The 25,290-nt window shown below is 48.6% G+C and carries 24 protein-coding genes; 1 reads left to right on the forward strand and 23 read right to left on the reverse strand.

Annotated features, from left to right (window positions below):
• Window positions 1–8: 8 nt before the first annotated feature.
• From recD2 to ACRYI5_RS09450, 10 genes are all read right to left on the reverse strand, one after another.
• The gene (gene recD2, locus ACRYI5_RS09405; RefSeq protein WP_448225086.1) at window positions 9–2,513 is read right to left on the reverse strand and encodes an SF1B family DNA helicase RecD2; all 2,505 of its coding nucleotides are present in this window, start codon (window positions 2,511–2,513) and stop codon (window positions 9–11) included.
• Window positions 2,514–2,532: 19 nt separating this feature from the next.
• On the reverse strand, window positions 2,533–3,243 hold the full coding sequence (locus ACRYI5_RS09410; RefSeq protein WP_448225087.1) for a tetratricopeptide repeat protein: 711 nt from the start codon (window positions 3,241–3,243) through the stop codon (window positions 2,533–2,535).
• Between the two features lie 35 nt (window positions 3,244–3,278).
• On the reverse strand, window positions 3,279–3,941 hold the full coding sequence (locus ACRYI5_RS09415; protein ID WP_448225088.1) for a histidine phosphatase family protein: 663 nt from the start codon (window positions 3,939–3,941) through the stop codon (window positions 3,279–3,281).
• 150 nt (window positions 3,942–4,091) lie between these two features.
• Window positions 4,092–5,225: a tRNA 2-thiouridine(34) synthase MnmA gene (mnmA, locus tag ACRYI5_RS09420; protein WP_448225089.1), complete on the reverse strand. Its 1,134-nt coding sequence runs from the start codon at window positions 5,223–5,225 to the stop codon at window positions 4,092–4,094.
• A gap of 173 nt (window positions 5,226–5,398) precedes the next feature.
• On the reverse strand, window positions 5,399–5,746 hold the full coding sequence (locus ACRYI5_RS09425; protein ID WP_407879867.1) for a DUF1831 domain-containing protein: 348 nt from the start codon (window positions 5,744–5,746) through the stop codon (window positions 5,399–5,401).
• A complete protein-coding gene (locus tag ACRYI5_RS09430; protein ID WP_407879869.1) occupies window positions 5,746–6,918 on the reverse strand; it encodes a cysteine desulfurase family protein in 1,173 nt (390 codons plus the stop codon). Before ACRYI5_RS09430 ends, ACRYI5_RS09425 begins: the two co-directional genes overlap by 1 nt.
• Window positions 6,919–6,945: 27 nt before the next feature.
• A complete protein-coding gene (locus tag ACRYI5_RS09435) occupies window positions 6,946–7,644 on the reverse strand; it encodes a 5'-methylthioadenosine/adenosylhomocysteine nucleosidase (protein WP_407879871.1) in 699 nt (232 codons plus the stop codon).
• A 44-nt stretch (window positions 7,645–7,688) separates the two neighbouring features.
• Window positions 7,689–8,063, reverse strand: coding sequence for a hypothetical protein (locus tag ACRYI5_RS09440; protein ID WP_448225090.1), 375 nt, complete (start codon window positions 8,061–8,063; stop codon window positions 7,689–7,691).
• 45 nt (window positions 8,064–8,108) lie between these two features.
• A complete protein-coding gene (locus tag ACRYI5_RS09445; protein WP_448225091.1) occupies window positions 8,109–8,675 on the reverse strand; it encodes an NUDIX hydrolase in 567 nt (188 codons plus the stop codon).
• Window positions 8,672–8,914, reverse strand: coding sequence for a cold shock domain-containing protein (locus tag ACRYI5_RS09450; RefSeq protein ID WP_407879877.1), 243 nt, complete (start codon window positions 8,912–8,914; stop codon window positions 8,672–8,674). The genes ACRYI5_RS09445 and ACRYI5_RS09450 overlap by 4 nt, the downstream gene beginning before the upstream one ends.
• A gap of 402 nt (window positions 8,915–9,316) precedes the next feature.
• On the opposite strand from ACRYI5_RS09450, the gene ACRYI5_RS09455 reads away from it, so the two are divergent.
• Window positions 9,317–9,556, forward strand: coding sequence for a helix-turn-helix domain-containing protein (locus tag ACRYI5_RS09455; RefSeq protein WP_407879879.1), 240 nt, complete (start codon window positions 9,317–9,319; stop codon window positions 9,554–9,556).
• Between the two features lie 143 nt (window positions 9,557–9,699).
• On the opposite strand, the gene ileS is transcribed toward ACRYI5_RS09455, so the two are convergent.
• The 13 genes from ileS to ftsL form a co-directional block, all read right to left on the reverse strand.
• Window positions 9,700–12,489 carry an isoleucine--tRNA ligase gene (gene ileS / locus ACRYI5_RS09460; RefSeq protein ID WP_448225092.1) on the reverse strand — a complete coding sequence of 930 codons (2,790 nt, stop codon included), beginning with the start codon at window positions 12,487–12,489 and terminating at the stop codon, window positions 9,700–9,702.
• Between the two features lie 317 nt (window positions 12,490–12,806).
• Window positions 12,807–13,517 carry a DivIVA domain-containing protein gene (locus ACRYI5_RS09465; protein WP_407879883.1) on the reverse strand — a complete coding sequence of 237 codons (711 nt, stop codon included), beginning with the start codon at window positions 13,515–13,517 and terminating at the stop codon, window positions 12,807–12,809.
• 67 nt (window positions 13,518–13,584) lie between these two features.
• Complete coding sequence (locus ACRYI5_RS09470) at window positions 13,585–14,373, reverse strand: YlmH family RNA-binding protein (RefSeq protein WP_448225093.1); 789 nt, start codon at window positions 14,371–14,373, stop codon at window positions 13,585–13,587.
• 35 nt (window positions 14,374–14,408) lie between these two features.
• Window positions 14,409–14,675: a YggT family protein gene (locus tag ACRYI5_RS09475; RefSeq protein WP_407879886.1), complete on the reverse strand. Its 267-nt coding sequence runs from the start codon at window positions 14,673–14,675 to the stop codon at window positions 14,409–14,411.
• Between the two features lie 48 nt (window positions 14,676–14,723).
• On the reverse strand, window positions 14,724–15,149 hold the full coding sequence (locus ACRYI5_RS09480; RefSeq protein WP_448225094.1) for a cell division protein SepF: 426 nt from the start codon (window positions 15,147–15,149) through the stop codon (window positions 14,724–14,726).
• Between the two features lie 62 nt (window positions 15,150–15,211).
• Window positions 15,212–16,504 carry a cell division protein FtsZ gene (gene ftsZ, locus ACRYI5_RS09485; protein ID WP_448225095.1) on the reverse strand — a complete coding sequence of 431 codons (1,293 nt, stop codon included), beginning with the start codon at window positions 16,502–16,504 and terminating at the stop codon, window positions 15,212–15,214.
• Between the two features lie 20 nt (window positions 16,505–16,524).
• Entirely contained in the window at window positions 16,525–17,880 is a 1,356-nt protein-coding gene (ftsA, locus tag ACRYI5_RS09490) for a cell division protein FtsA (RefSeq protein ID WP_448225096.1), read from the reverse strand.
• A gap of 239 nt (window positions 17,881–18,119) precedes the next feature.
• Window positions 18,120–19,049, reverse strand: coding sequence for a cell division protein FtsQ/DivIB (locus ACRYI5_RS09495; protein ID WP_448225097.1), 930 nt, complete (start codon window positions 19,047–19,049; stop codon window positions 18,120–18,122).
• Window positions 19,050–19,122: 73 nt separating this feature from the next.
• Window positions 19,123–20,238 carry an undecaprenyldiphospho-muramoylpentapeptide beta-N-acetylglucosaminyltransferase gene (murG, locus tag ACRYI5_RS09500; protein WP_407879893.1) on the reverse strand — a complete coding sequence of 372 codons (1,116 nt, stop codon included), beginning with the start codon at window positions 20,236–20,238 and terminating at the stop codon, window positions 19,123–19,125.
• Window positions 20,235–21,617, reverse strand: coding sequence for a UDP-N-acetylmuramoyl-L-alanine--D-glutamate ligase (gene murD, locus ACRYI5_RS09505; RefSeq protein WP_448225098.1), 1,383 nt, complete (start codon window positions 21,615–21,617; stop codon window positions 20,235–20,237). The genes murG and murD overlap by 4 nt, the downstream gene beginning before the upstream one ends.
• A gap of 102 nt (window positions 21,618–21,719) precedes the next feature.
• The gene (gene mraY, locus ACRYI5_RS09510; RefSeq protein WP_407879895.1) at window positions 21,720–22,688 is read right to left on the reverse strand and encodes a phospho-N-acetylmuramoyl-pentapeptide-transferase; all 969 of its coding nucleotides are present in this window, start codon (window positions 22,686–22,688) and stop codon (window positions 21,720–21,722) included.
• Window positions 22,689–22,732: 44 nt separating this feature from the next.
• On the reverse strand, window positions 22,733–24,898 hold the full coding sequence (locus ACRYI5_RS09515) for a penicillin-binding protein (protein ID WP_448225099.1): 2,166 nt from the start codon (window positions 24,896–24,898) through the stop codon (window positions 22,733–22,735).
• On the reverse strand, window positions 24,898–25,269 hold the full coding sequence (ftsL, locus tag ACRYI5_RS09520; protein ID WP_448225100.1) for a cell division protein FtsL: 372 nt from the start codon (window positions 25,267–25,269) through the stop codon (window positions 24,898–24,900). Before ftsL ends, ACRYI5_RS09515 begins: the two co-directional genes overlap by 1 nt.
• Window positions 25,270–25,290: the final 21 nt, after the last annotated feature.

The following is a 25,290-nucleotide window of genomic DNA, read 5'->3' on the forward strand; positions in this document are numbered from 1 at the left end:
ATCAATCCTTACGCAAAGTCGCCTGGTGTCAGCGCCGCCATGCCGATCATAGGATCCACCTCACCACTAAGAACCATCGCTGTGGTGAGCGACGTTAACGCTGGCACACTTGGTTCATCATGAATCACCGGCGCTGGTGTTATTTCACCAGCCGGTTGTTTGTCGTCACTAGGTTCGGCGTCGCCAACTGATGGCGCCACTGGTGCAGTGACTGGCTTCTCATCTTCACGGTGGAAGACCGTCTTCAGACGTTCTTTCAATGTGGTGTGCCGCACCGCAGAAGCATTTTCAGCAGCTTGGACAAACGACTGTTGATCCCCCACCAAAATCAGCCACTGCTGTGCCCGTGTGACGGCCGTGTATAACAAGTTTCGTTGGAGCATCCGCCGAAACTGTGGCACTAAGGGAACAATGACCAATTTGAATTGTGACCCCTGTGCTTTATGAATAGAGACACAGTACGCTAAAGTTAGCCGATCAAAGTTTTGGCGCCCATACGTGACCTCCGTCTGATCAAACGCAATCGTTAGCTGGTCGACGTGATCCTCATTCCCCTTGTCGCTTGCTAAATCGATTCCGACAATCTGTCCCATGTCACCATTAAACACGTTGTTTTCTGGACTATTCACCAGGTGGAGCACCTTATCGCCAATCCGAAAATGTTCCCCGTGAGCTTCCAGTTCCTTGGTCTTTGGCCCCTTCTTCGGATTCAAAACGTCCTGAAGGGCCGTATTCAGTGCGTTAATACCGGCCGCCCCACGATACATCGGTGCAAGCACCTGAATGTCTGCCTTAGCAAACCCTCGCGCCTTGGCCCGGTCGACCACCTGACTGATCAGGGGCACAACCTGAAATGGTTTTGCCGCAAAGAAACTTCGGTCACTTTGATTCTGCGTAAAGTCCGCCGGTAAGCCGCCCTCTTTAATTTCATGGGCCAGCGGAATGATCGATGACTTATCGTCCTGTCGGTGAATCCGGGTAAGTTCCATGAATGGCAAACACTGTGAATCCAGCAGGTCGGCAAAAATTTGCCCCGGGCCAACTGATGGCAATTGATCACGATCTCCGACGAGAATCACTTGCATGTGATTTGGAACCGCCGCAATCAGGGTCTTAAACAAGAACGTATCGACCATTGACATTTCGTCAACGATCAACAGCCCGCCCTCCAGATCCTTACCAGATTCCTGACTGTCCTCATCTTCTCGCCCGGTCAATCCCAGCAACCGGTGAATCGTTCCGGCCGGCAGATCGGTCACCTCACTCATCCGTTTGGCAGCACGCCCTGTGGGGGCTGCCAGTAAAATAGGAAAGGTGCCTGCTTCATACTCGTTGACATCTAAGGACACCTCGTGAATGCGGGCAAACAACGCGACAATCCCGTTAATAATGGTCGTCTTCCCGGTTCCAGGGCCACCCGTCAACAGGTAAACTGGCGATGTAATGGCTGCTTTCAGGGCCGCTTTTTGCGCATCATCATAATCAATACTCAGCTGGCGTTCCACCCAGCGAATTTCATGATCTAAATCCACATCCTGTGTTACCGGCTTTTTCCGGTTCTCTTGCAACCGCATCAAATGTTCAGCGCTCTCCCATTCTGTATCATACATACTTTTGGGATAAACAAGTTGCCCGTTACCAACAATGATTTGATCCTTTGCCAAGGCTAGCATTTGATCAGCGAGCGCATCGGGGGCGATCCTGACGTTTCGCGCCGATTCTAACAGCCGGGTGGCGCCCGTCATGAGGGGTTGCAACTGCGCATAAGTATCCCCAGATGAAAAACACAGTTCATTAAGGGTCTCGACCAGTGCGGCGCGAAGTCGGCCCGGCGCGTCAGCGTCAAAACCCATCTGTTCAGCGACCTGGTCCGCCCGTTTAAAGCTAACCCCGTTAATGTCTTCAACCAGCTTATACGGGTTGTCATGGAGAATGTTCAACGTGTCCCGCTTATACTTGTCGTAAATGCTGGCCGCCAGTTGGCTCCCAAAACCAAATCCGTTCAACCCAATAATGATTTGTTCCGTCCCGTGGTTTTCACTTAAGACCTCAACCAAATGATCCTGAACGGACTTTTTCAACCCGATCCCGTTTAAAACAGTGGGATCCTGGGCCACTTTATCAATAACATCTAATCCCACCGTCTCGACGATTCGTTCTGCCGTCTTCTTCCCGAGTCCCGGAAAGATGTCACTTGAAAGGTATTTGATGAGCCCCGTCTTTGACGTTGGTGTTTCATTTTCATAATTGCTAGCCGCAAATTGCTTCCCGTACTTTGGGTGATCCACGATTTTTCCAAAAAAGCGGTACGTGCCCTCTTCGTTAACATCCCCAAAGGACCCCGTTACCACGATTTCATCTTCCACCCAGTCCAACGTGGTCTCATTAACGTGAACAAGCAAAACCTTGTAAAACGAGTCACTGCTACTAAAAAAAATGGTGGCCACTTTGCCCACCACATAATCCGGTTTGAATTCTGAATCGTCAAAAAGACCGATGTTTTCTGACATCATGGTCACCCCCTTCATTCATCTAATGTGTTTGTTGCTTCCGATCGTTGATCAGTGTCACGATGTCATCGATTCGCTGCTGCCCATCCGCCACGAATTGTGGATCGGCTGCTGTGGCAGCCGCCATAAACCTATCAGGGTCTTGATCAAGCACCATTGCGGTCAACGCGCGGCTAAAGTTGACCGGGCCATTTTTAGGGTCACTGGCAAGTGACTGATCGTAAAAATCGGCCGCCTGGTTAAAGTTTCCCATGGCTAGCAGGATGTCACCAAGCATCGCATTAACCGTTTTGTCCTGGCGCTTAGCGTCGTGAACTGTCAAAGCAAATGCAAACGCCTTTTGATAGTCATTCTGCTGCATGTACGTTTGCGCCAACATTTGGTAGGCCTCGACCTGCAACGTTTTGTCTGTTACCGCGCCAAACGCGGCCGCCGCTTTATCATAAAGGGCCGCCTGGTAATAAACGTTTCCTAGCCCATACGTAAGTAAGGCGATTGCCGCTTCATCATCCGGGAATAAACTCCGGGTCTTTAACAGCAACTCTTCGGCCTGCTCATAATCCTGCATCTCTAACAAAACCGTCGCCAACTCATAACTCAAATGATAATTTTGTGGTGCTTCATCAATCTGCTTAATGAGCTTGGTTACCGCGGCATTGGCAGCCGCCGTTTGGGCTGGCTCCGTCATATGGTGTTCAGTCACTTTTTTTGTCTGCTTTTTGTGATCACTCATTGTCTTGCTCCCACTTGTCGTGTCCACGTGTTCGCCTAGATGGTGTTAGTGGCACTCGCCTGTTCATTTAAATAACTCGTAATGTTGCGGTCAATTAACGTAAACGACTGGCCACCATCCGTTGTTTCCAAAATGGTGGTACTGGTGTTTGCCAGCCCACCCTTGGCGCGCATCTCCGCCAGGGGCACATTAAGTAACCCATTGATCCCGGCGTTTAACGCAGCACCATGTGACACAAACAATAAATTATCCGTTTCATTTGGGTGAACGGCGGCCGCCTGCCGGATAACGGGTGTCATTCTCGCAATCACGTCAGCAAAGGATTCTCCGTTGATTTCTGCCGGATCATACTGGTCCGCGTGGTACCGAAACCCATCATACGCCTTGGGAAATTGCTCTTTTACGTCTGTAAACGTCATGCCTTCCATTTTACCAAGGTTAAATTCCTGTAGTCCAGAGGCCAGCGTTAGGTCTGGATGTTGCTTCAAGCCTTGCAACAGCCGCATGGCCGTTACCCGTGCACGTTTAATTGGACTGGCATAGGCGTGAACAAACGGGACATCCCGCAAATAATCTGCCAGCCGTTCAATTTCCTCGTAACTACTGGGCAATAATGGGGAATCACCATTAGCCCCCTGGTACCGCCCTGATAAATTCCATTCCGTCTTACCATGACGAATAAAGTATAATTTGGTCACAGTTTTGCCACCCTAATTAAAAATAATGTGTTTTCATTATGGCATTTTTACCGCTTAAATAAAAGCCAACCGTGCTTTCCATCATAATGAAACGGGCGCCCTGACTGATTCGTCAAGACGCCCGCTGTGTTAGTTGATTTACGTTAACGCTTAAACGTACTGAAGTGTCTTCGTTTCGTTAAAGGCAGCATCAATGATGCCACTCCCAAGACACTCTTCACCATCATAGAACACCACGGCTTGGCCCGGTGTAATGGCACGAACAGGTTGGTCAAACGTCACGGTGGCCACCGTGCGGTCCTCGTTTAGGTGAACCGTCACACCGGTATCCTTTTGGCGATACCGGAACTTGGCCGTAACGTGGAAGTCATTTTCATCACTTTCATTGACCCAGTTCAGGTCAGAGGCGGATAAGCTGGTTGCCAACAAGTGCGGATTGTCAAAGCCCTGACCCACATACAAAACGTTCTTGCTGAGGTCCTTGCCAATAACAAACCACGGCTCGTCGCCTTCCTTTTGACCACCAATGCCCAGCCCCTTTCGCTGACCGATGGTGTAGTTCATTAACCCGTAATGGGTTCCCTTGACTTCACCATCGAGCGTCAACATCTGGCCTTCTTGCGCTGGCAGGTACTGGTTTAAAAAGCCCTTCCAGTTCTTCTCACCAATGAAACAGATCCCAACGGAATCCTTCTTTTCAGCGGTAGCAAGCCCAGCCTCCTCGGCCAGCTCCCGAACCTGCGGCTTCTCGATCTCACCCAGTGGGAACATAACCCGGTCCAACTGGTCAGATGAAAGCTGACTCAAAAAGTACGTCTGGTCCTTGTTGCTGTCCTCACCACGAAGCAAGTGACTATGCCCGTCTTCATCGTGTGTCACACGGGCGTAGTGCCCCGTTGCGATATAGTCGGCACCAAGTTCCAACGCATAGTCCAGAAAGGCCTTAAACTTGATCTCCTTGTTGCAGACCACGTCAGGGTTCGGTGTCCGCCCCTTTTTGTACTCGTCCAAGAAATACGTGAACACACGGTCCCAGTATTCCTTTTCGAAGTTCACGGAGTAGTAAGGAATGCCAATCTTGTTGGCAACCTTTGCAACGTCCTTATAATCTTCTGTCGCCGTACAAACGCCATTATCGTCGGTGTCGTCCCAATTTTTCATGAACACACCAACCACATCGTAGCCCTGCTGCTTGAGCAAGAGCGCCGTTACTGACGAGTCTACCCCACCACTCATGCCGACGACAACACGGGTCTTGGAATGATCAACTGCTTGATCAGTCATGGTATCACCATCATTTCAATTAGATTCTGAGAATCAACGATTTGAAGGTCGTTATTATCAGTGAGAATAAGTATAACAGGTGACACTTACCATTTTCAAGTGCTGACTCACGGGAACAAAAACCGCCTAGACGATGTCACGCTTCCGTGACCGCCCAGGCGGTTTAATGATGGCTACTTTTCAACAGGTGTTAAGACGTTTCGTTCCACCAAATTTGCCACTTGATAACCATATTGTTCCACCAACACATCGTGGTTCGCGTTGGTAAAGATGTTAACATTACCGGTCCCACTAGGATTAACTGTGCTCATTTTAAACACATCAAGGTTTTTCCCAATTAGCACACGAAGTTTAATTGAATCCGCCACGCCAGCAGCTGGGTCCAACGGCCGTTCTAAACTAAAACCACCCGCATTTGTCTGTGTGAATCCAAGGTCGCGCAGCGTGTATTTTTTAATTTGATCGCTTAATCCGTACGTTGTTGAATCTCCCGTAACCGTTACTGTTTTTCCAAATGCCATTAGTTTTCCTTCTTTCCGACAGCCTGTGGTTGTAACCGTGCTGCCACTTCAGTTAGTGCGTGAACAAAGCCGTCAATATCGTCTGTGGTCGTATACCGGCCAAAACTGAGGCGAATGGACTGCATAATGCGCGGTGACCCTTCACCAAACATGGCGACCAGAACGTGACTTGGGTCTAATGAGCCAGCCGTACATGCGGACCCAGCGGACACCGCAACCCCGGCCAGGTCCAGGTTTGTCAACAAGACGTCATTTTCTACGCCCTTGATCCACAGATTCAAAACGTGCTGTAAATTATCGGATTTGAGACTGCCGTTGACTTCAAACATCACACCGGCATCCGTCAGTCCATCGATCACGGCCTGTTTGAAACCAGCATACTTGGCCTGACGGGCAGCCTTTTCATCCGGTGTCAACGCCGTTACGGCCGTTGCAAAACCAGCGATGGCTGGAATGTTCTCCGTGCCTGCCCGCCGCTTATCTTCCTGGTCTCCGCCCTTCATGAAGCTTGGGAACTTAATGCCATCTCGACGATACAAAAAGCCCATTTGCTTCGGACCGTTAATTTTGTGCGCAGACGTGGATAACATGTCAATGTGATCACGGTTTACATCAATGTCCAATAACCCATAGGCCTGCACGGCATCCGTATGGAACCATGCCTGATGATCCTTTAACAGTTCCCCAATTTCGTGAATGGGCATTACAGACCCTACTTCATTGTTTCCCGTCATGATGGAGACCAAAATGGTGTCATCAGTTAAGGCTGACTTGAGGTCGGTCAAACTGATCTCCCCGGCCTCGTTAACGGGCAAGTACACAATGTCAAAGCCATTTTCACCCAGCCACTTGGCCGTTTTCATCACGGACTCATGTTCAATGGCGGTGGTGATGATCCGCCGACCAAGTGCTTTTCTCGCGGTGGCTGTTTGCATCCACACCGTATTGTTGCTTTCCGTTCCACCAGCTGTAAAGACGATTTCATCATCATTCGCCTTAATACTTGTTGCAATAACGTGCCGCGCGTCATCAAGAACGGCCCGCGCCTTTCGACCAAACGCATGAACGGAACTTGCGTTACCAAAATCATGCTGCATTTGGTCCATCATCGTTGCAACCACTTCGTCACTCATTGGCGTTGTGGCAGCATTATCTAAATAAATCGGTTGCACGAATCTGCCTCCTCACCTTATCACTACTTATGCGGTTGCTTGGTTAGCAAAGAAGTTTAACAACATGTTTGCTGACCGCTGACCGGCTTCAATAATAAACTCATCGAATGACACACCAGCGTCACCGTTTCCTGTATCGCTCATCGCACGGATCACTAGATATGGCACGTTGAACTGGTGGGCCACCTGACCAACCGCAGCCCCTTCCATTTCACAGCTTAGCGCCGTTGGGAAATGTGACTTGATCATTGCCGTCGTGGTGTCACTGGCAACAAATGAATCCCCCGTCACGATCAGCCCCCGTTTAACAGCGAGGCCCGTGGCGTCCGCCGCCTGTGTGATGGCTTCTGCCCATTTATTCGAGGCCGCAAACCGTGCTGGTTGTTGTGGAAGTTGCCCATAAACGTAGTTAAAGGCGGTGGCGTCAACATCCCAGTAGGCTGTTTCGTCAGCAATGACCACATCACCCACGTTCAAGCCCTCACCGATTCCACCGGCAGAACCACTGTTGATCACAACGTCGACTGCAAAGTTTGTAATTAACAATGCGGTAGTTAAACCGGCCTCAACCTTACCGATTCCTGATTGAACCAGCACAACGTCTTGCCCACTAATGGTTCCGGTAAAGAAATCAATGTTTCCAACCGTCACAATTTGTTCGTCAGCCAGTTGGGCCGTTAATTCCTTGATTTCTTCTTCCATGGCACATAAAATTCCAAATTTCATCATGATCCCCTAACGTTTACTTTTATTAATGTGCTGCAATCGCCCTAGCCGATAAACCGCAAAATGACGTAGACCACTGCAATCAGGGCCACTAACGTAATGATTACAACGTTCAGTCGCCGTGCCAGCCGTTGACTTTTCTCTTCACCAGTCAGCTTGCCGTCCGGTTTAACCCGGCTTTCCGGCTGATTGGGATCCACAGTGGGCGTGACGGGTTCCGTCGTTTCATTTTTTTGTGACCGGCGCCGTAACCAGGTTGGCCACTGCCATCCCCGACGTTTTTGTGTTGCCCGTCTTGACGGCTCAGCTGCCGCACTCGTTGAAGGTTCTGGTTGCGCTGTGGCCTGTTCACTACCACGTTTTCGGTACTGTTCACGCGTTAAATTGGGCTCAGACCCAGGTTGTTGATCATCGTTCATCTTGTTCCCTCAATCAATCTTTCGCTTCGCATCGGTTAGGACAGTCTAATCTTCAAACGTCACTAACCCGGCATCAAATAACTGCCAGTAATAAACGGCCATCACGGTCTTTTGATCATCAAGCTTTCCGTCAGCCAACAATTGTTTGGCTTCAGCCAGTGTGTATTCGTGCAGGACGATATTTTCATCTGCATCCTGTGGCAACGCGTCGGCGACAGGCTTCAACCCCGTCACCATGTATAACGTCATGTATTCATCCGTAAACCCAACCGAGGTGTAAAAACCAGCGATTTTATGAATTTCGGTTGCTACATACCGCGTTTCTTCGTTTAACTCACGAATTGCGGCCTCTTTCGCGTTATCGGCGTCACGATCATCCAGTTTCCCTGCTGGGACTTCCAACGTGGTCTTCCCGATGGGGGCCCGCCACTGTTCTTCAAAGATGGCCTTGCCGTCTTCTGTAATGGCCAACATTGCCACCGCGTCTGCATGGTGAACCACATCGCGGTGCGCAATCCGGCCATCGGGTAACGCAACGGTTTGATTTTCAACATCAATGATGGCGCCGTGGTACTTGGGGCTTACTGCTGTCACTTTTTCTTCAAAGTTCATTGTGCGTCCGTCCCTTCACCGCGTTTGGTTACCTTCGCGGCTTGCGGGCCACGAACCCCTTCAACAACGACAAAATCGACTTCATCGCCAACCGTTAATGATTTAAAGCCGCTGCCCTCGATTGCCGAAAAATGAACAAAAACATCTGGGTTACCCATAACGGCAATGAAGCCAAACCCCTTTTCTTGATCAAACGTTTTAACAACACCGTGTTCACGGCCATCCGCTAATTTCGCCATGGTTACTCTTCTTTCATGTTTAGACTTTTGTCTAAGTATATGAAACATTCAGCATTTTTTCCAGTTCTGCCCGCTGACTGAGCGAATCTTAACGTTCCCCAATTGATTTTTTAATACATTTTTTAGAAAAGTGACTAAAAAGGTGGTAAAACCGCGATCTCATCGCAATATTATTTAATTTTATTTTTACAATAAGGTTTCTTAAAAATCATGCAGAACATTGAATATTCTGTGATTTAACAGTCTTTGTAGGTGCATGATTTATTTGTGAAAGTTTGTGGATGAATCCGGCTGAACAGCGGCCCGGTTGCGTTTTTCTGCCAGCCCTGTATAATTTCTTTGTCATGAATTACTCAAATTTTCAGACAACCTTTTGAAATTACCCCCTTGGAGGTGGCTAACTTGTTAGGAGTTTTATTGAAGGAACAACGCCTTAACCGCAACATGACGTTAAGACAGTTGGCTGCAACGTTGAACGAACGTTATGGATTGAACCTTTCAGCTGGAATGTTGTCTCGTTATGAAAACGGCACAAACGTTTCAACAGGCAATTTATTCTTCATTGCAGATTTTTTTGAAATTGACTTAACGTCTTTTGCAAAAACATTTGTGGACCAACGCCGAACGGACTTAGCCCGTTAAGCATTAGATCGTCAACCGTCTGAACCTAACCAGTCAGACGGTTTTTTTGTGTTCTCAACCGCAATCGTCTCAAGTGCAATTAAAAGCCGCCTTCCAATAACTGGAAGACGGCTTTTAACTAAGCAAGGTTTATTCCTGAATGGTTACTTTTCTAACCCATCGGTAACAGATTCTGGAAATTCAGTCCGCACAATGTGGGCACAACGCGCACATAACATTGGGTAGGCGTCGTCACTACCAACATCAGTTTTGATCATGCGACAACGTTGACAAACATCCCCTTCGGCGTGGGCAACCACCACCGCAACATCATCATAATGAGCGGCTTCTTGTGGTGCTTCTTCCAACGGATGAACATGAAGTTGCGACACGATCAATACTTGCGCCACATCACTGTTCAACGTGTTCAGAACATTCGCGTAGTGATCACTAACGTACAGGTCAACAGCTGCTTCCATTGGGCGACCGATCAGCTTCTCGTCACGGGCTTCTTCCAATGATTTAAGCACGTTTGACCGGATCTGCATAAAGTCAGCCCACTGTGCAATTAACGTCTCATCCTGCCATTCTGGTTCGATCTCAGGCATTTCTGATAACTGCGCGTACGCAACATCTTCATGAAGGAACGGCCAGATTTCTTCAGCCGTATGAGGCAGCATTGGCGTCATTAACTTAGTGATCCGTGCGATCACTTGGTACAACACCGTTTGCATGCTCCGCCGGGTCTTTGAATTTGCGGCATCAATGTACAAAATGTCCTTTGCAAAGTCCAGGTAGAAAGCGGACAGATCATTCGTGATGAAACTCAAAAGTGCCTTCGAAACGTCAATAAAGTTGTACGCATCGTAGTCGGCCCGAATTTGTTCAACCAGTTTGTTCAACCGGCTTAACATGTACCGGTCTGCACCAGCCAAATTAGCATACGCAACGCCATTTTCTTTAGGATCGAAATCCGTGACGTTTGCTAACATGAACCGCATTGTATTCCGCAATTTCCGGTAACTTTCAGAGATTTGGGTGAAACTTTCCATGGAAACACGAACGTCGGCAGATGAATCAATGGAAGCAACCCATAACCGGAGAATTTCTGCCCCCATCTGCTTGATGATGTCATCGGGTGAAATTGTGTTCCCGATGGACTTACTCATCTTCTTTCCGTCTTTATCCAACGTAAACCCTTGGCTCATAACCGCCTTGTATGGCGCGTGACCAGAGATTGCAACGGAAGTGATCAAACTTGAGTTAAACCACCCACGGTACTGATCTGAGCCTTCAAGGTACAGGTCAGCAGGGTATGTCAGTTCATCACGAGCAGCCAAAACAGCCTGATGACTTGAACCAGAATCGAACCAAACATCCATGATGTCCGTTTCTTTGGTAAACGTGCCATTTGGTGAATGTTCTGAAGTGAACCCTTCTGGCAGCAATTCCTCGGCGTTATGTTCAAACCAGTAGTTTGAGCCATGTTCAGCAAAGAGATCAGCCACATGGTTAATTGTTTCTTCCGTCATGATCGGCGTGCCATCTTCTGCATAGAAGATTGGGAGCGGTACACCCCAGGCCCGTTGCCGTGAAATGACCCAGTCACCACGATCTTTGATCATGTTGTACAAACGCCGTTTCCCCCAATCAGGGTAGAACTTAACGTCTGCTAACGCATCCAAGATCTGTTGACGGAATGAAGACACACTGGCAAACCATTGCGGCGTTGCCCGGAAGATGATTGGCTTTTTGGTCCGCCAGTCAAACGGATAACTATGCGTGTATGGCATGTACTTCAATAACAGGTTATTTTCCTTCAGTTTATCCAGACTGATCTTGTTGGCATCCTCATAGAAGACCCCTTCAAAACCAGGGGCTTCTTCGGTCATCCGCCCCTGTTCATCAACTGGTGACAAGATTGGGAGTCCGTACTTGCTTCCGACGTTAAAATCATCTTCACCAAACCCAGGGGCCGTATGAACCAAACCAGTTCCGGCATCCAACGTTACGAAACTCCCGTTCATCACAAGAATGTCACGGTCATAGTATGGGTGGTGCGCCGTCATGTTTTCTAATTGGGCACCCTTCAGCGTTGTGACCGTCTGAACATCTTCCCAGTCCAGCTTTGCGGCAACATCGGTTAAGAGTTGCTCAGCCACAACAAACTTCCGGTCATCGCCAGCAACGGTCACAACCGCGTAGTCAAAGCCAGCGTCAACGGTAATCCCCTCAGAAGCGGGAATCGTCCATGGTGTCGTTGTCCACACAACAAAGTAAGTGTTGTCATCTAACAAACCGTGGCCATCCTTTACCTGTTCAGCAAAGAATGCGGATGGTGCTTCAACGTCCTTGTAGTCCACTTCGGCTTCCGCCAAAGCAGATTCAGAGGACCATGACCAGTAAACGGGTTTTTGTCCCTGGAAGATGTAACCACGTTTAACAAATTCACCAAAGACCCGAATTTGAGCGGCTTCATATTCTGGTTGAAGTGTGATGTATGGCGTGTCCCATTCACCAGCGACCCCTAACCGTTTGAAACCAGTCCGTTGCTTATCAATTTCCTTCAGGACAAACTGCTTACATAGTTCACGGAACTCAGCGGTTGACATCGCTTTACGGTCAACCCCTTGATTTGTTAAGGCTTGTTCCGTTGGCAACCCATGAGTATCCCACCCAGGCACATATGGTGACCGGTAGCCACTCATTGATTTGTAACGAACGATGAAGTCCTTACTGATCTTGTTCATTGCGTGACCGATGTGGATGTCACCATTGGCATATGGCGGGCCATCATGAAGAACAAACGTTGGCTTGCCCTCGTTTAACTTTTGTCGCTGCTCGTACACCTTGTTTTCAGCCCAAACATTTTGCCGTTCAGCTTCCGTTACAGGTAAATTTCCCCGCATCGGAAACCCGGTTTTGTTCAGGTTCAATGTTTCTTTAATCCGCATTATGTGAGCTCCCTTCCCTTATTTCCATTTTGAACACAAAAAAACTCATCCTGCATCAGGACGAGTTCACTCGTGGTACCACCTAAATTTAGACCGTTTCTTGCCCACCCGTCACTTTGGGCGGATGAGTCAACAAATGATCCCTTAAGACCGGATAACGGACGGCGCCGCTTTTTCTTACTACCATTGCTGGCGTTCAGAAAAACACTTCCCAAAGTGATCACTCACCGCATGGTGCCGACTGATCTCTCACCACGTGATCAGTTCGCTGTTCGGACATGCCGTGAGCCCTGGTTTTGGGCACATTACTACATTGCTTATTTAAAATCTGGGTTTGTTGGGGCCTGGCTCATACTCCCGTCCTGTTGGTCATCATTTTCAGGGAAAATCACCACAGTCTGTGATTGTGCCGGTGCTGCATCGTTACTGTCAGCAGCCCCACTTGAATGAACTGGTGTTGAGGTTGCCATGTGACTTGGTGCAACCTGGCTGATGGCTTGTTGCAGTTCAGGATAGTTATCTAACCCGGTTGGTTCCAAGAGTGGACCCCAGTTATCTGCATTCACCAAATCAAGTTGTGATTGTAACATTGCTGCTAACCGTTGCTGGAAGACCTTAGTCTCCTCACGCAATGCGTTCGATTCATTGTTCAACCGGGTTGCATTGTTAGCGGCATCAGTCGTAATTTGGCCAGCCTTTGCCTGTGCTTCAGCAACAACCGCTTGTGCTTGTTGTTGGGCTTCACGGGAGATGTTCCCTGCTTGGGCGCTGGCTTCTTGCTTCACCTTGTCGGCTGCTTCTTGGGCCACCAAGATTGATTGATTCAGCGAGTTCTTCATTTCATCATACTGGCTCAGGTTATGGTTCGCCTTATCCAGTTGATCTTGTAAATCTTTGTTCTGGTTCAGAACCTGTTGGTACCCAGCAATGATTTCATCCAAAAAGTCGTCGACCTCTTGGGCTGCGTAACCGTTACGGCCCTTACGTGTAAATTCTTTGTTGTGAATATCCATTGGACTTAATGCCATAATGACTTCCTCCATCCGAAACGAAATCCGTAAATTGCTTACGTCTTCATACATCCTTAAGCATAAGTTAACTACGGACAACTGACAAGTCGATTTTTAGTTTATCTTTCCGTGTTTTACCATTTAATGCATCTAGCCGAACCCGACCAAAGTGCCGGACAGAAACCATGTCCCCTGCGCCAAGGTCAGCGTCCGCATGTTGATTGGTCATCCAGTTTAAGCGAACGTCACCACTTTCAATGATGCCCTTCGCACGGTTTCGAGACAGATTGAATGCCTCTGCGACCACCGTGTCTAGCCGTAGTGACGCCACTAACCCAGTTATGTGCTCCCAATCAATCTGGGGCCGCGCCATGTCGCCAAGTTCACGTTCACTAAGATGAACCTTAATCTTACCGATCCGGTCCACCTGGAGTTTGAAATACTCGGCCATGTTCTGGGCCACCACAACCTGCCAAACCCCATCATCAGTCACAATGTCACCAAAAATGGTGGGGTCGATCCCCTGGTTAGCCAGGGTCCCTAAAATTTGTGAGTGATGCAGCTCGGCAAACTTTGTTGGATAAACGATTTCAAACAATTGTAACTCAAAATCCGCGGTTTGGGGGGTGTAATAATCTGGGAAGATCAACGCCCGTTGCTGTTCAGCACCAGGATACCCACCATTCATATGAACCGCTAACCCGTCTTGCCGATTAATCAACGTTTGCAAGATGTACAGCTGGCGCGGATTTAAGAAGCCCGTTAAATACGGGCGGTACTGACTGGCCGCGGTTGCGATCCATGTCTGTGCCGTTTCAACAAACGGGGCTTCTTCGGCACGAAAGTGTTGTTCAATGTTCCCTTGCCCTACCAATGCCTTCGCACCTCCCTCACCGAATAACGGTCAGATTACAGTAATGTCAACAGGTACTGCACACCGCGTTGCGCCAATTGCAGGACGATGATCCCAACCAATGGGCCAAAGCTCAACCCAAAGAATGGTGGGACGAAATCAAACATCCGCAGATAAGGTTCACAAAGACGGGTTAAAAATTGACCAAATGCTGTTCCATAGGCGTTAGGAAACCATGACATGAGAATGTAAATCACAATTGCTAACATGTACAGTTGAAACGCCGAGTTAATGACAAACCCAATAAAACCAAGTACAGCCATAACGAAAGTTACTCCATTTCACACGTAACCACTGTTGTTACGTAAGTTCTAAAACGACGAATTCTGATCAAACCGGGTGCTAAGATCACCCGAAATTTCAAAGTTATTTGGCGTGCACAAGAAAATTGTCTCACCGACCCGCTTGATTTCACCACTAATGGCAAACACCGTTCCGGTTAAAAAATCAACAATGCGTTTACTTGACTCATCATCCAACTTTTCAAAGTTAACGATGACCGCCTGATTTTCAATCAGCTGCTGAGCGATGCCCTTCACATCTGAGTAAATCCGGGGTTCAAACAGCGCAATGTGCGTTGGCGCTGCACTGCGCCCAGCCATGTCGACCACCTTTGCCGCCGTCCGCTTCGTGTTCATGTTTGAAGCTGAGGCAGTTGAACGAGGCATGGACTGTGTTTGCGATGTTGGCTCATCCATTTCTTCTGTGCCAAAGAAGTTGCTAAAGCTAAATGCCATGTTAATCTCCTCTAACAATAAAGTCACTCAAACGCTTGAGTGACTCGAAGTTATCAATTTACCTAGTCTTTGTCCTGACGGTGACGCCGCCGGAAGAACGCTGGCGTGTCTAAGCCATCATCTGAACTTTGGCTAGCTTCACTGGTTGGTGCGCTGGCCGCAGAGTTATTAAAGACATCAAAGTCCGGTTTGTCAACGCCCGCAAACTCACCGTTCGCTTGTTGTTGCTCGCTTGTTGGCCGGTTGTTGGTCGTTGGTTGTTGCCGGATGTCCCAGTTACCAAACGGATCTGTGTTAGTAACCGTTTGTGTTGGGGCTGCACTTGCAGGTGTTTCATCAAACGGTGTCCGTGTTGATGTTGCACCTGTTGAAGCGTTATTTGCTGACCGGCTAGCCTTCTTATGGTCGATTCCAGTCGCAATAACCGTCACGCGGACTTCATCACCTAAGTTTTCATCAATTGATGTCCCGAAGATAATGTTAACGTCCGTTGTGGCTGCTTGCGCCACAATGTCTGATGCCGTTTGGGCTTCAAACAGGGACAGGTCTGGGCCACCAGTGATGTTCAGTAAGACCTGTTCGGCACCATCAATAGAAACTTCCAAAAGTGGTGAAGAAATGGCCGCTTTGGTGGCATCACCAGTCCGGTTTTCACCAGAAGCAGAGCCGATTCCCATCAGGGCAGTTCCTTGGTCCTGCATAACTGTCTTCACATCCGCAAAGTCCAAGTTAACGTAACCAGGTGATGTAATCAAGTCAGAGATCCCTTGGACCCCTTGACGCAACACATTGTCGGCTTCTTTGAAGGCTTCCATCATTGGCGTCTTCTTATCAACCATTTCTAACAACCGGTTATTGGCAATGATGATCAATGTGTCAACGTTGCTCTTTAAGTTGGCAATTCCTTCAGCGGCGTAACGCCCCCGCTTTGGTCCTTCAAACGTGAACGGACGGGTAACAACCCCAACCGTTAATGCACCCTGTTCCTTGGCGATCCGCGCAACAACTGGTGCAGCACCGTTCCCGGTTCCACCACCCATCCCGGCCGTCACAAAGATCATGTCAGCGCCGGATAGTGATTCAGCAATTGCATCTTCACTTTCTTCCGCTGCCTTTTGACCAACTTCTGGGTTGGACCCTGCGCCCAATCCACGGGTCAATTTTGGCCCTAATTGGATTTTAGTGGTTGCGTTGCTGGCATCTAATGCCTGAATATCCGTGTTGGCAACAATAAAGTCAACTCCGGTTACCCCTTCATCGATCATTCGGTTGACGGCATTGCTACCCCCACCACCGACACCGATGACTTTGATTTTTGCGCCAACTGGTTGGCTGAAATCCGTTGCGTTTTCCATGTTATGGTTCCTCCAATAACTTAATCGAAGAAGTTGCGGAAGAAATTACGAACGCTACTCGTCCGGTCCTTCTTAACTTCTGCGGTGTCACTTGATTGACTGTTGTTTGTTGATTGTTGACGTGCTGTTGGTGCGGCAGCACTAGCGGCCTGACGGCGTTGTGCTTGCCGATCAACGGCCGGTTCAATTGGCGCTTGGGGCACAAACTCACCCATTAACGCATCCTTTACCAACCGCTGCGTTTCTGTTTGCCAGCCACTGTACGTAATCAACGCCAAGGCCGTTGCGTTTTGTGGATGGCGCAGTCCCATTTGATCAGGTACATAAATGTGGACATGAACGCCGAACACTGATTCGGCAAGTTCCACAATTCCTGGTAATGCGGCAACCCCACCAGTGAGCATGACCCCACCAGGGAGTTCAAGCGCAGCAACCTCATCAAGTGAGGCGCGTAACGTTTCGAAGATCTGCCGTAACCGTGCTTCAATGATCTCAGCTAAATAGTGTTCTGTCACCTGAACTGGCTCGCTTTGACCAACAACATCCACTGGAAAGCGATTTTCTTCACTAGCAGCGCTTGCAATGGCAAAGCCATAATCACGCTTTAAGCGCTCCGCGTTTTCCATTGAGGTGTTCAATACCACGGAAATGTCCTTGGTAATGAAATCGCCACCCTCTTGGTCCACAACGGCATACTTCAATTTGTGATCGTGAATGACCGCTGCACTAGACTGACCACCACCGAGATCGATGATGACAGTCCCAAAATCTTGTTCACCATCATTTAGCACAGTTCGACCAAGTGCCAATGGCGTGACGGTTACGTCAGCCACATGGAGTCCGGCCTGCTCAACCGCCTTTTTGGCGTTATGAACGATGGTCTTTGGACCGGTGTACATCGTTCCGTGCAATTCTAACCGAACACCCATCATGCCACGAGGGTCTTTGATTTCATCAAAGTCGTCCACAACAAATTCATCTGGCGCCAGTGCGATGATTTCACGTTCAGGTGGCAAACTTTGAAACAAAGCTGCGTTCGTCACGTTTTGAACGTCACGGTCTGTGATTTCACGTGCTTGGTTACCATCAGCGACGGCAACCATCCCAGTTGTTGGTTCAATTTTTAGCTGGTTAGCTGGAATTCCTAAGATGATCGAGTCGATGTGAACATTGGCCTTTTGTTCGGCTTGCTGAATGGCACTCCGAATGGCGCTTGCGGCCTGATCGATATCAACGATCACCCCACGACTAAGGCCGTGTGATGGTTGTGTTCCTGCTCCGATCACGTTCATTTCGCCGTTGTTATTTTCGGCAACGATCACCTTGATTGTGGTGGTCCCAATATCCAACCCGACGAAAATTTCCGCATTATCCATATCTACCGGAACCTCCTAAAAATTATGCTTCATCAAAATAATTTTGTTTTAATCATTCAATTCATTGATTTTGTTGATAATACAGAGTGTTCACTCCATATTCCAATTACTAAAAGTTTACCATACTTAGGGTAAGTAACGCACCCGGATTTGAAAAAACACCGCACTAGAGCGGCGTTTTTAACAACATTTCCCACAATTTAATTTTTTCATGACTTTTGCCGTCATCGTCACGAAAATTATTGCGTTGTCACCTGACTCTGGACCACATTTGATGACGCGGTTGTCGGTGATTTTTCAGATGAACTTGAGCTTGTTTGACTCGTTGAGCTTTTGGCCGCCTTAAACGGGTGCGAATAAGCCCCAACTTCAAGGTTAATGACACCTTTTTTGTTCATTGACGCTGCAATCTCCGGATAATACTTCATTTTAGCGCCAAATGTGTCTGCTGTCGCGTAAACTTCATTGCCATCGTTCATAAATAGATGCAACCGGTCCGGATTTTCTTTAGTTGGCGATAAATCAATTTGTGAAATTCCGCGCTTTACGTCCGCCGATAAACCAGCATACTGTTTAATCACCGTTGCAAACGTATCGTCTGATTTAAAGCCACCGTAAACGGGGTAGCCAGATCCCGCCACCGGATGATCCTGAGCCGTTTTCAAAATTCGCCCATTTTCGATGACGACATAATACTTATTGTTCTGCATTAAGTACCCTGCCTGACGATACTCTTTTGCCGTTAGCTGAACCGTCCACCCATTTTGAATCTTCACAGAAAGGTGCTGAATAAGGTCATTATTCTTGGTTGCGGTGGCCTCAAGTTGCCGATCATGGCGCCAAATTGTCCACAGCGGCTGACCGGACTTAACACCACTAGCCTGAATGATTTGCTTACTGGTCAATGTTTTAGTGTGGTTAGCGGTCACTGAATGCACCATTAATAGTGGTGATCCCATTAGCCCCACTAACAACAACAATCCGGCGAAAACGCCTCCCACCAAATGACGGCGGTGCCGATTAACGACATCACTGTGTGGCGGCTTTGGTGGGGTCGCGTTAATCGGCTTTATTTTCGGCGTTGTCCTTGCACCACGACCTGACCGGAACAGTCGTGCCCGTTTCTTTGGTGGAACTGTTTGTGAACCAATTCGATTTGCGATGGCCAACGCCTTCCTTCTTTGATGAACTTAACCGTCCCCATCGATGGTAAAGACGGGAACGTCCCCTACTTTAAATTGATTACTTTGATTGAACAAGTGCCGTTACGGCGTCTAACAGCTGGTCGGCAGCGTCTGGTACGCCCATCTTTTTAGCAGCCGCGGCCATCTGTGTCCGCTGGGCATCATTTGTCATCAACTGATCCACAACACTCATTAACCGGTCCACCGTTAGTTCAGGTTCCGTGATCATTTCCGCGGCCCCAACCTTTACCAAACTTTTGGCATTCTTTGTCTGATGATCGTTTGTCACGTATGGACTTGGAATTAAAATGGACGCAATTCCCAGTGCCGTAATTTCTGCCAGACTTGTTGCCCCTGCCCGGCCAACAATGGCGGCTACCCGTGGCAATACTTCTGGCATGTTACTGATGTACGGTTTAACGACCACATTTTCAGCGGGGTGAATGCCATCCGCTTCTAACTGGGCCATCACATCGTCATAACGCTTCTGCCCAGTCACAAAGACAACCTGGTACGGCCGCTGATTAAATTCAGGAATTGCCTTTTCACTAACGGCATTAATTTTTAATGCCCCCTGGCTTCCACCAAAAATCAACAGGGTCGGCACATCATCCTTCAGCCCGTAGCTCGACCATTGAAAATCACTGTGCATCGTGGCCACTTGTTGGGCCCGCGGGTTTCCGGTGAAGATAACCTTTTGTTCTGGAAATTGATCACGGGCATCCTCAAACGCAATGGCAATCTTATCCACAAACCGTGCCAAAAACTTATTGGTGACCCCGACAACGGAATTTTGTTCATGAATTAGCGTTGGAATGTGCATCCGGCTAGCCGCATACAACACGGCTGAACTGACGTAACCACCGGTTCCCACAACAACATCCGGTTTAAAATCTGCAATAATTCGGCGTGCTTCCCGCACCCCTTCAATGAATAACCGGAGGGTACTAATGTTTGTCGTTAACCCGTGCCAGTTTTTTTGCCGTGAAAACCCCTGTAATTTAATGGTCTCAAACCGGATTCCACGGGCTGGCACAATTTTGCTTTCCAGGCCGCGTTGCGTTCCAACATAACAAAATTCAGCCGTGTTGTCGTGCGCCTTTAAATCATCAATTAATGCCAACGCAGGGTAAATATGCCCCCCGGTGCCACCACCAGATACCATTAATCTCATGCGTGTTGCTCCTTTTGTCCCGTCAATTGTTCAACAGCTTTAATGTATTCGTCCCCGCGCACCTCAAAGTTCGGGAACTGATCCCATGAGGCGTTCGCCGGTGAAAGGAGAATAATGTCACCCTCGTCACTCATTTGATAAGCGGCAGGAACAGCAGCCGGAGCGTTTTCAGCAAACTGAATGTTTGTAATGCCCGCCTTTTTGGCAGCATCAGCTAACAACTCTTTTGTCTGCCCGAATAAAACAACGCCCTTCACGTGCGCCTTTAAATCGTCAACCAACCGGTCAAACGTAAACCCGCGGTCTAAGCCCCCAGCAAGCAAAACGATTGGCCGGCTAAACCCACGAAGGGCCATTTGGGTTGCTTCAATGTCCGTCGCCTTGGAATCGTTATAAAAATCCCGGCCTTCATACGTCATCACATACTGTAAGCGGTGACGAACACCAGCAAATGTCCGCAGTGTTTTGGCAATGGCCTCACTTGTCTGCCCGGCAATCTTGGCGGCAGCCAGTGCAACCAGCGCATTTTCAACGTTTTGTTCACCCGGGACGTTAATCGCGCTAACCGGCAAAATTGCTTCGCCCCGCCACATTAACTGACCGTCAGCCACATAGGCGTCAGTCTCAGGTAAGCCTTCTCGTGACACTTTGATGATCTGTGCCTGTGATTGCTTTGATAACTCGCGTAGTTCAGGCAAGTCCCAGTTCATCACCAAGTAATCATCCGCTGTTTGATTCATGGTAATCCGCATTTTGGCAGCCACATAGGCGTCACGACTTCCATGCCAGTCAATGTGAGCAGTGTAAATGTTTGTGATCACCGCAATGTGCGGGTGCAAGGTTTGAATCCCTGCCAGCATGAAACTAGACAGTTCTGTCACCAAAACATCTTTTTCTCCGACCGTCTGGACCACCTGACTGGCCGGCACACCAATATTTCCGGCGTACTTTGCAACGCCCACCGTGCGATCCTGGTTCAACATGTTCGTAATCATGGTGGTGACCGTCGTCTTGCCGTTTGTACCGGTAACCCCAATGAGTTCAGCGTCATTTACCTGAGCAGCCAATTCAACCTCTGAAATCACCGGAATGTGGTGCGCCTGAGCGGCCTTGATCAACGGATTACTGTAAGGAATTCCTGGGTTTTTCACCACAAGGGCAAAGTCTTCTTCTAATAACGACACCGGGTTACTTCCTGCAATGACCCGAATTCCGTCAGCAACGAGTGCCTTTGCCTCTGGATTTTCATCAAACGGTTTCGCATCGTTTGCCGTGACCAGGGCGCCCAGTTTCTTTAGTAAGCGCGCGGCATTCGCCCCACTCTTTGCCAATCCTAAAACCAACACCTTTTGATTTTTATACGTCGTTATTTGTTTCACAGTGTGCACCCGTTTCTTTAAATTTTTAAAGCTAAAAGTCATATGTACCCGGTTGATCACATTCAATCAACCGGACAGTTAATCATTTACATTATTAATATGTTACCACATCGCCCAGATGCCGGTAATTGCCATCACGGCACCAATTGCCCAAAACGTCAGGTCAATGCGCCATTCACCCCAGCCATCCAGTTCAAACTGATGGTGGATCGGCGTCATTTTAAAGAGCCGCTTTCCGTGTGTGATGTGGAAGTAGCTCACCTGAATCATAACCGTGGCCGTTTCCGTAACGAACACACCACCGACCCATAGTAGAGATAACTCATGGTGTAACAAAATGGCAACGGCTGCTAAGGCCCCACCCAGTGCTAAGGAACCCATGTCCCCCATAAAAATCTGCGCTGGCTTATGGTTCCACAACAGAAAGGCTGCTAAGGCCCCAACGGTTGCTAAACAAAACGTCATGACCCCGTATTGCTGTTGGTGCTGAGCAATGATGCCGTACGCAAGAAAGGCAATGATGGAAAGCCCCGTGGCTAAACCATCCAGGCCGTCCGTTAAGTTGACCGCATTTGAAAAGCCGATCAGCCAGATGATTGCAAACAGGCCATACCCGATGCCAAGCGGCACATTGCCAACAAACGGCACATGCAGGTTCATGGAAAAACCAGCGATTGCAAACATAATGACGAACACAACGGCTCCGATAATTTGCCCAAGCATCTTTTGTCGAGCCTTCAGACCATCGTTTTGCCGATTAAACACCTTAATGGAGTCATCCCACATGCCCAGCGCCCCATAGAAAATCATGGTAAACATAAGCATTCCGGCACTGCCATCAAGATGGTGTTGTACCAGCCCCACAATAAGCGTTGTTACGATGGCGGCCACAATGAACATCAGGCCTCCCATCGTTGGCGTACCATTCTTTTTTTCGTGCCAACTGAGACCCTTTTCCCAGATGGTTTGGCCCTCACCGTGGGCGCGGAAATACCGAATTAAAAAGGGTAAAAAGATTGCCGTAATGGCAAAAGCCACCACAAGTGACCAGATCCAAATATTGAGTTGCATAACGCTACTATCCCTACTTTCACATAATAAATGATTGGTGCCGGCTACTTAAATTTCACCACTAACTGTGCGTTTCGTTGAATGGTTTGGCCCGCCGCAATGTTCTGCTCGGTCACATAGCCACTGCCTGAAGTTGTCACGGACATCCCGGCTAGTTTAGCATACGCTAACACATCCCCCATTGACCATCCCTTCATGTCAGTCATGGTCAAATTATCACCTGCCCGTAAGAAGATTCGTTGGTTCGTGAGACTCGTGTCACCACCCTTTGGCGATTGCGCCGTGACCTTTTTACCATCACCGATCACAATCGGCGTTAACGATTTTGCCGTTAGCTGTTGGCTGGCGTCACTCACCGCCGTCCCCGTTAGTGACGGGACCTTGACCGTCGCTGTCTTCCCGGTTTTAGCAGTGTCATGGTTCATTTCCAGGGCCTCTTGCATCACCGGTTTGAACACGTCACTTTCCCACTTCGTAATGGTTTGATCAGGCACTTGCTTTGGTTGGTTAACGGTCACGTACAACAGGTACCGGGGGTTCTTGGCCGGTGCCATTCCAATAATGGAGTTCAGCGTTGAATCCATGCCGTCCATGTACTGCCCGTTACTCCCAACAACTTGCGCTGTCCCAGTTTTAGCGGCAACTTTATACCCGTCGATCTTAAAGTCCTGCCCCATCCCGTAGGATTTATACACATAATCCGTCATGTGATCGCGGACCGACTTAGCGGTTGCCGCACTGATTGGGTGCCCCACCACGGTTCGTTTGCCCTTATAGACAACTTTCCCGGTGTTCGGGTCAACAATTTTATCAATGTAGTACGGCTTGATCATGGTTCCGTCACCCGCAATTGCCGTGTACGCCTGCAATAACTGCATGGGGGTCACCGTGATCCCCTGACCAAACGCCGTGTTGGCCTGTTCAATCGGCTGTGAAAACTGCATGGTTCCACTTGCTTCGTTTGGAAGTCCACTCTTGGTCGACTTTAAGAACCCAAACGCCTTGATGTACTTCTGCCATGCGGTAGCGCCCATTTGTTGCTCCAAATGGGCCATGGCAACGTTACTGGATAAGTCAAACCCTTTAGAGTACGTGATGGTTCCCCACCCATTGGGGTTCCAGTCCGGAACGACTGAGTTATCAATTTTGTACCGACCCGACTGATACGTTGCATTCCCGTTGAAGTTCCCGGTATCGATGGATGCTGCCAGTGAAATACTCTTCATGGTTGACCCTGGTTCAAACGGATTTTCCACCAAGAGATCACTCCACTGATCGTTCAATCCTTCCATCGTTGACGCATTAAACGTGGGCCGTTGTGTTGCGGCCACGATTTTACCAGTTTTAGTGTCCACCATCATGGCCACCATGTTCTTTGGCTGAAGTTTGTTATATAAAACCTGCATTTGATTTTCCAGCAGGTTTTGTAACGGGCTACTCAACGTCGTGTACACGTTATCCCCGTTTTTAACGGCTTTCTTGTTTTGCTGTGAATTCGGCAGTGTATAGCCAGACGAATCGTGCTTTGTCTGCTTAATTCCGTTTTCACCGGTCAACTTTTGATTCAGCTGCTGCTCGATTCCCATCTTACCGACAAGTGCCGTGAGCCCGTTTGAATCTTCCACCGGTTGCGCGTAGCCAATAATGTGGCTGGCAAAAATGCCGTTTGGATACAGCCGCGCACTTTGCGTGGTAAATTCAATCCCACTCAGATTGGCCTGCTCGATCTTACGTTTTGTGGCAATGGATAGGTTCTTCCCGGCGGCACCAAATTCCACCTGGAAGGTATCCTTTTTTGCCGACGTTAACGTCGCCATGATTTTCTTTTGGTCAACGTTCAGTGCTGCCCCCAAGGTCTTTGCAACCTTCGCTTTATCCGTCACATACATTGGTTTCCCAGTCGTCGATAACTGTTCCTTATTCAGGACCGCATAGACGGTGTATGTATTTGTATCCATCGCAATGGCGTTACCCTCTGCGTCATAAATCGTTCCCCGTTTGGCATGAACCGTCTGCTGCTCCGTATAGAGCGCCTGTGCCTGTTTCGACAGACTCACGTTTTGAACATGCTTACCCACGGCAATATAAACAAAACGAATGCCCAGCAAGATAAACACCGCAAGAATTGCAATCAGCAGTGTATTACCAAAATGCTGACGATTACGACGGGTGTTACCTAAACTAGACATTCGTTGCGGATCTTTTTTCATTATTTACTAACATTCCTTATGTTTTGACTGGACAGCGTCAACCCATTTTTAGCAGCGACCGCATCCAACCGGGACCGGCTTGAAAGTTCACTGATTTCTTGGTTGGCAGAGGCATTTTTTGTGTTGACCTTGCTTAACTGAGCCTGCGTAGTCTGAAGCGTCCGTTGCGAAGCTGTAATGGCAATCTGCGTATGAATGATGTTGATCGCAAAGCACACCACGATAATGCTGCAAACTGCACCCAGCAACACTTCAAAGCCAGAAAGTGGCAATCGTTTAAACCGGGGGTTTTGTTGGTGATCCGACTGACCAGCTGGTGCGGCTTGTCGTTTTGGTTCTTCTGGTTGGGGTTGCGCTAAATTCTGTGCCATTAAGCTTAACTTCTTCCTTAA

This window comes from Furfurilactobacillus sp. WILCCON 0119, from assembly GCF_053471565.1.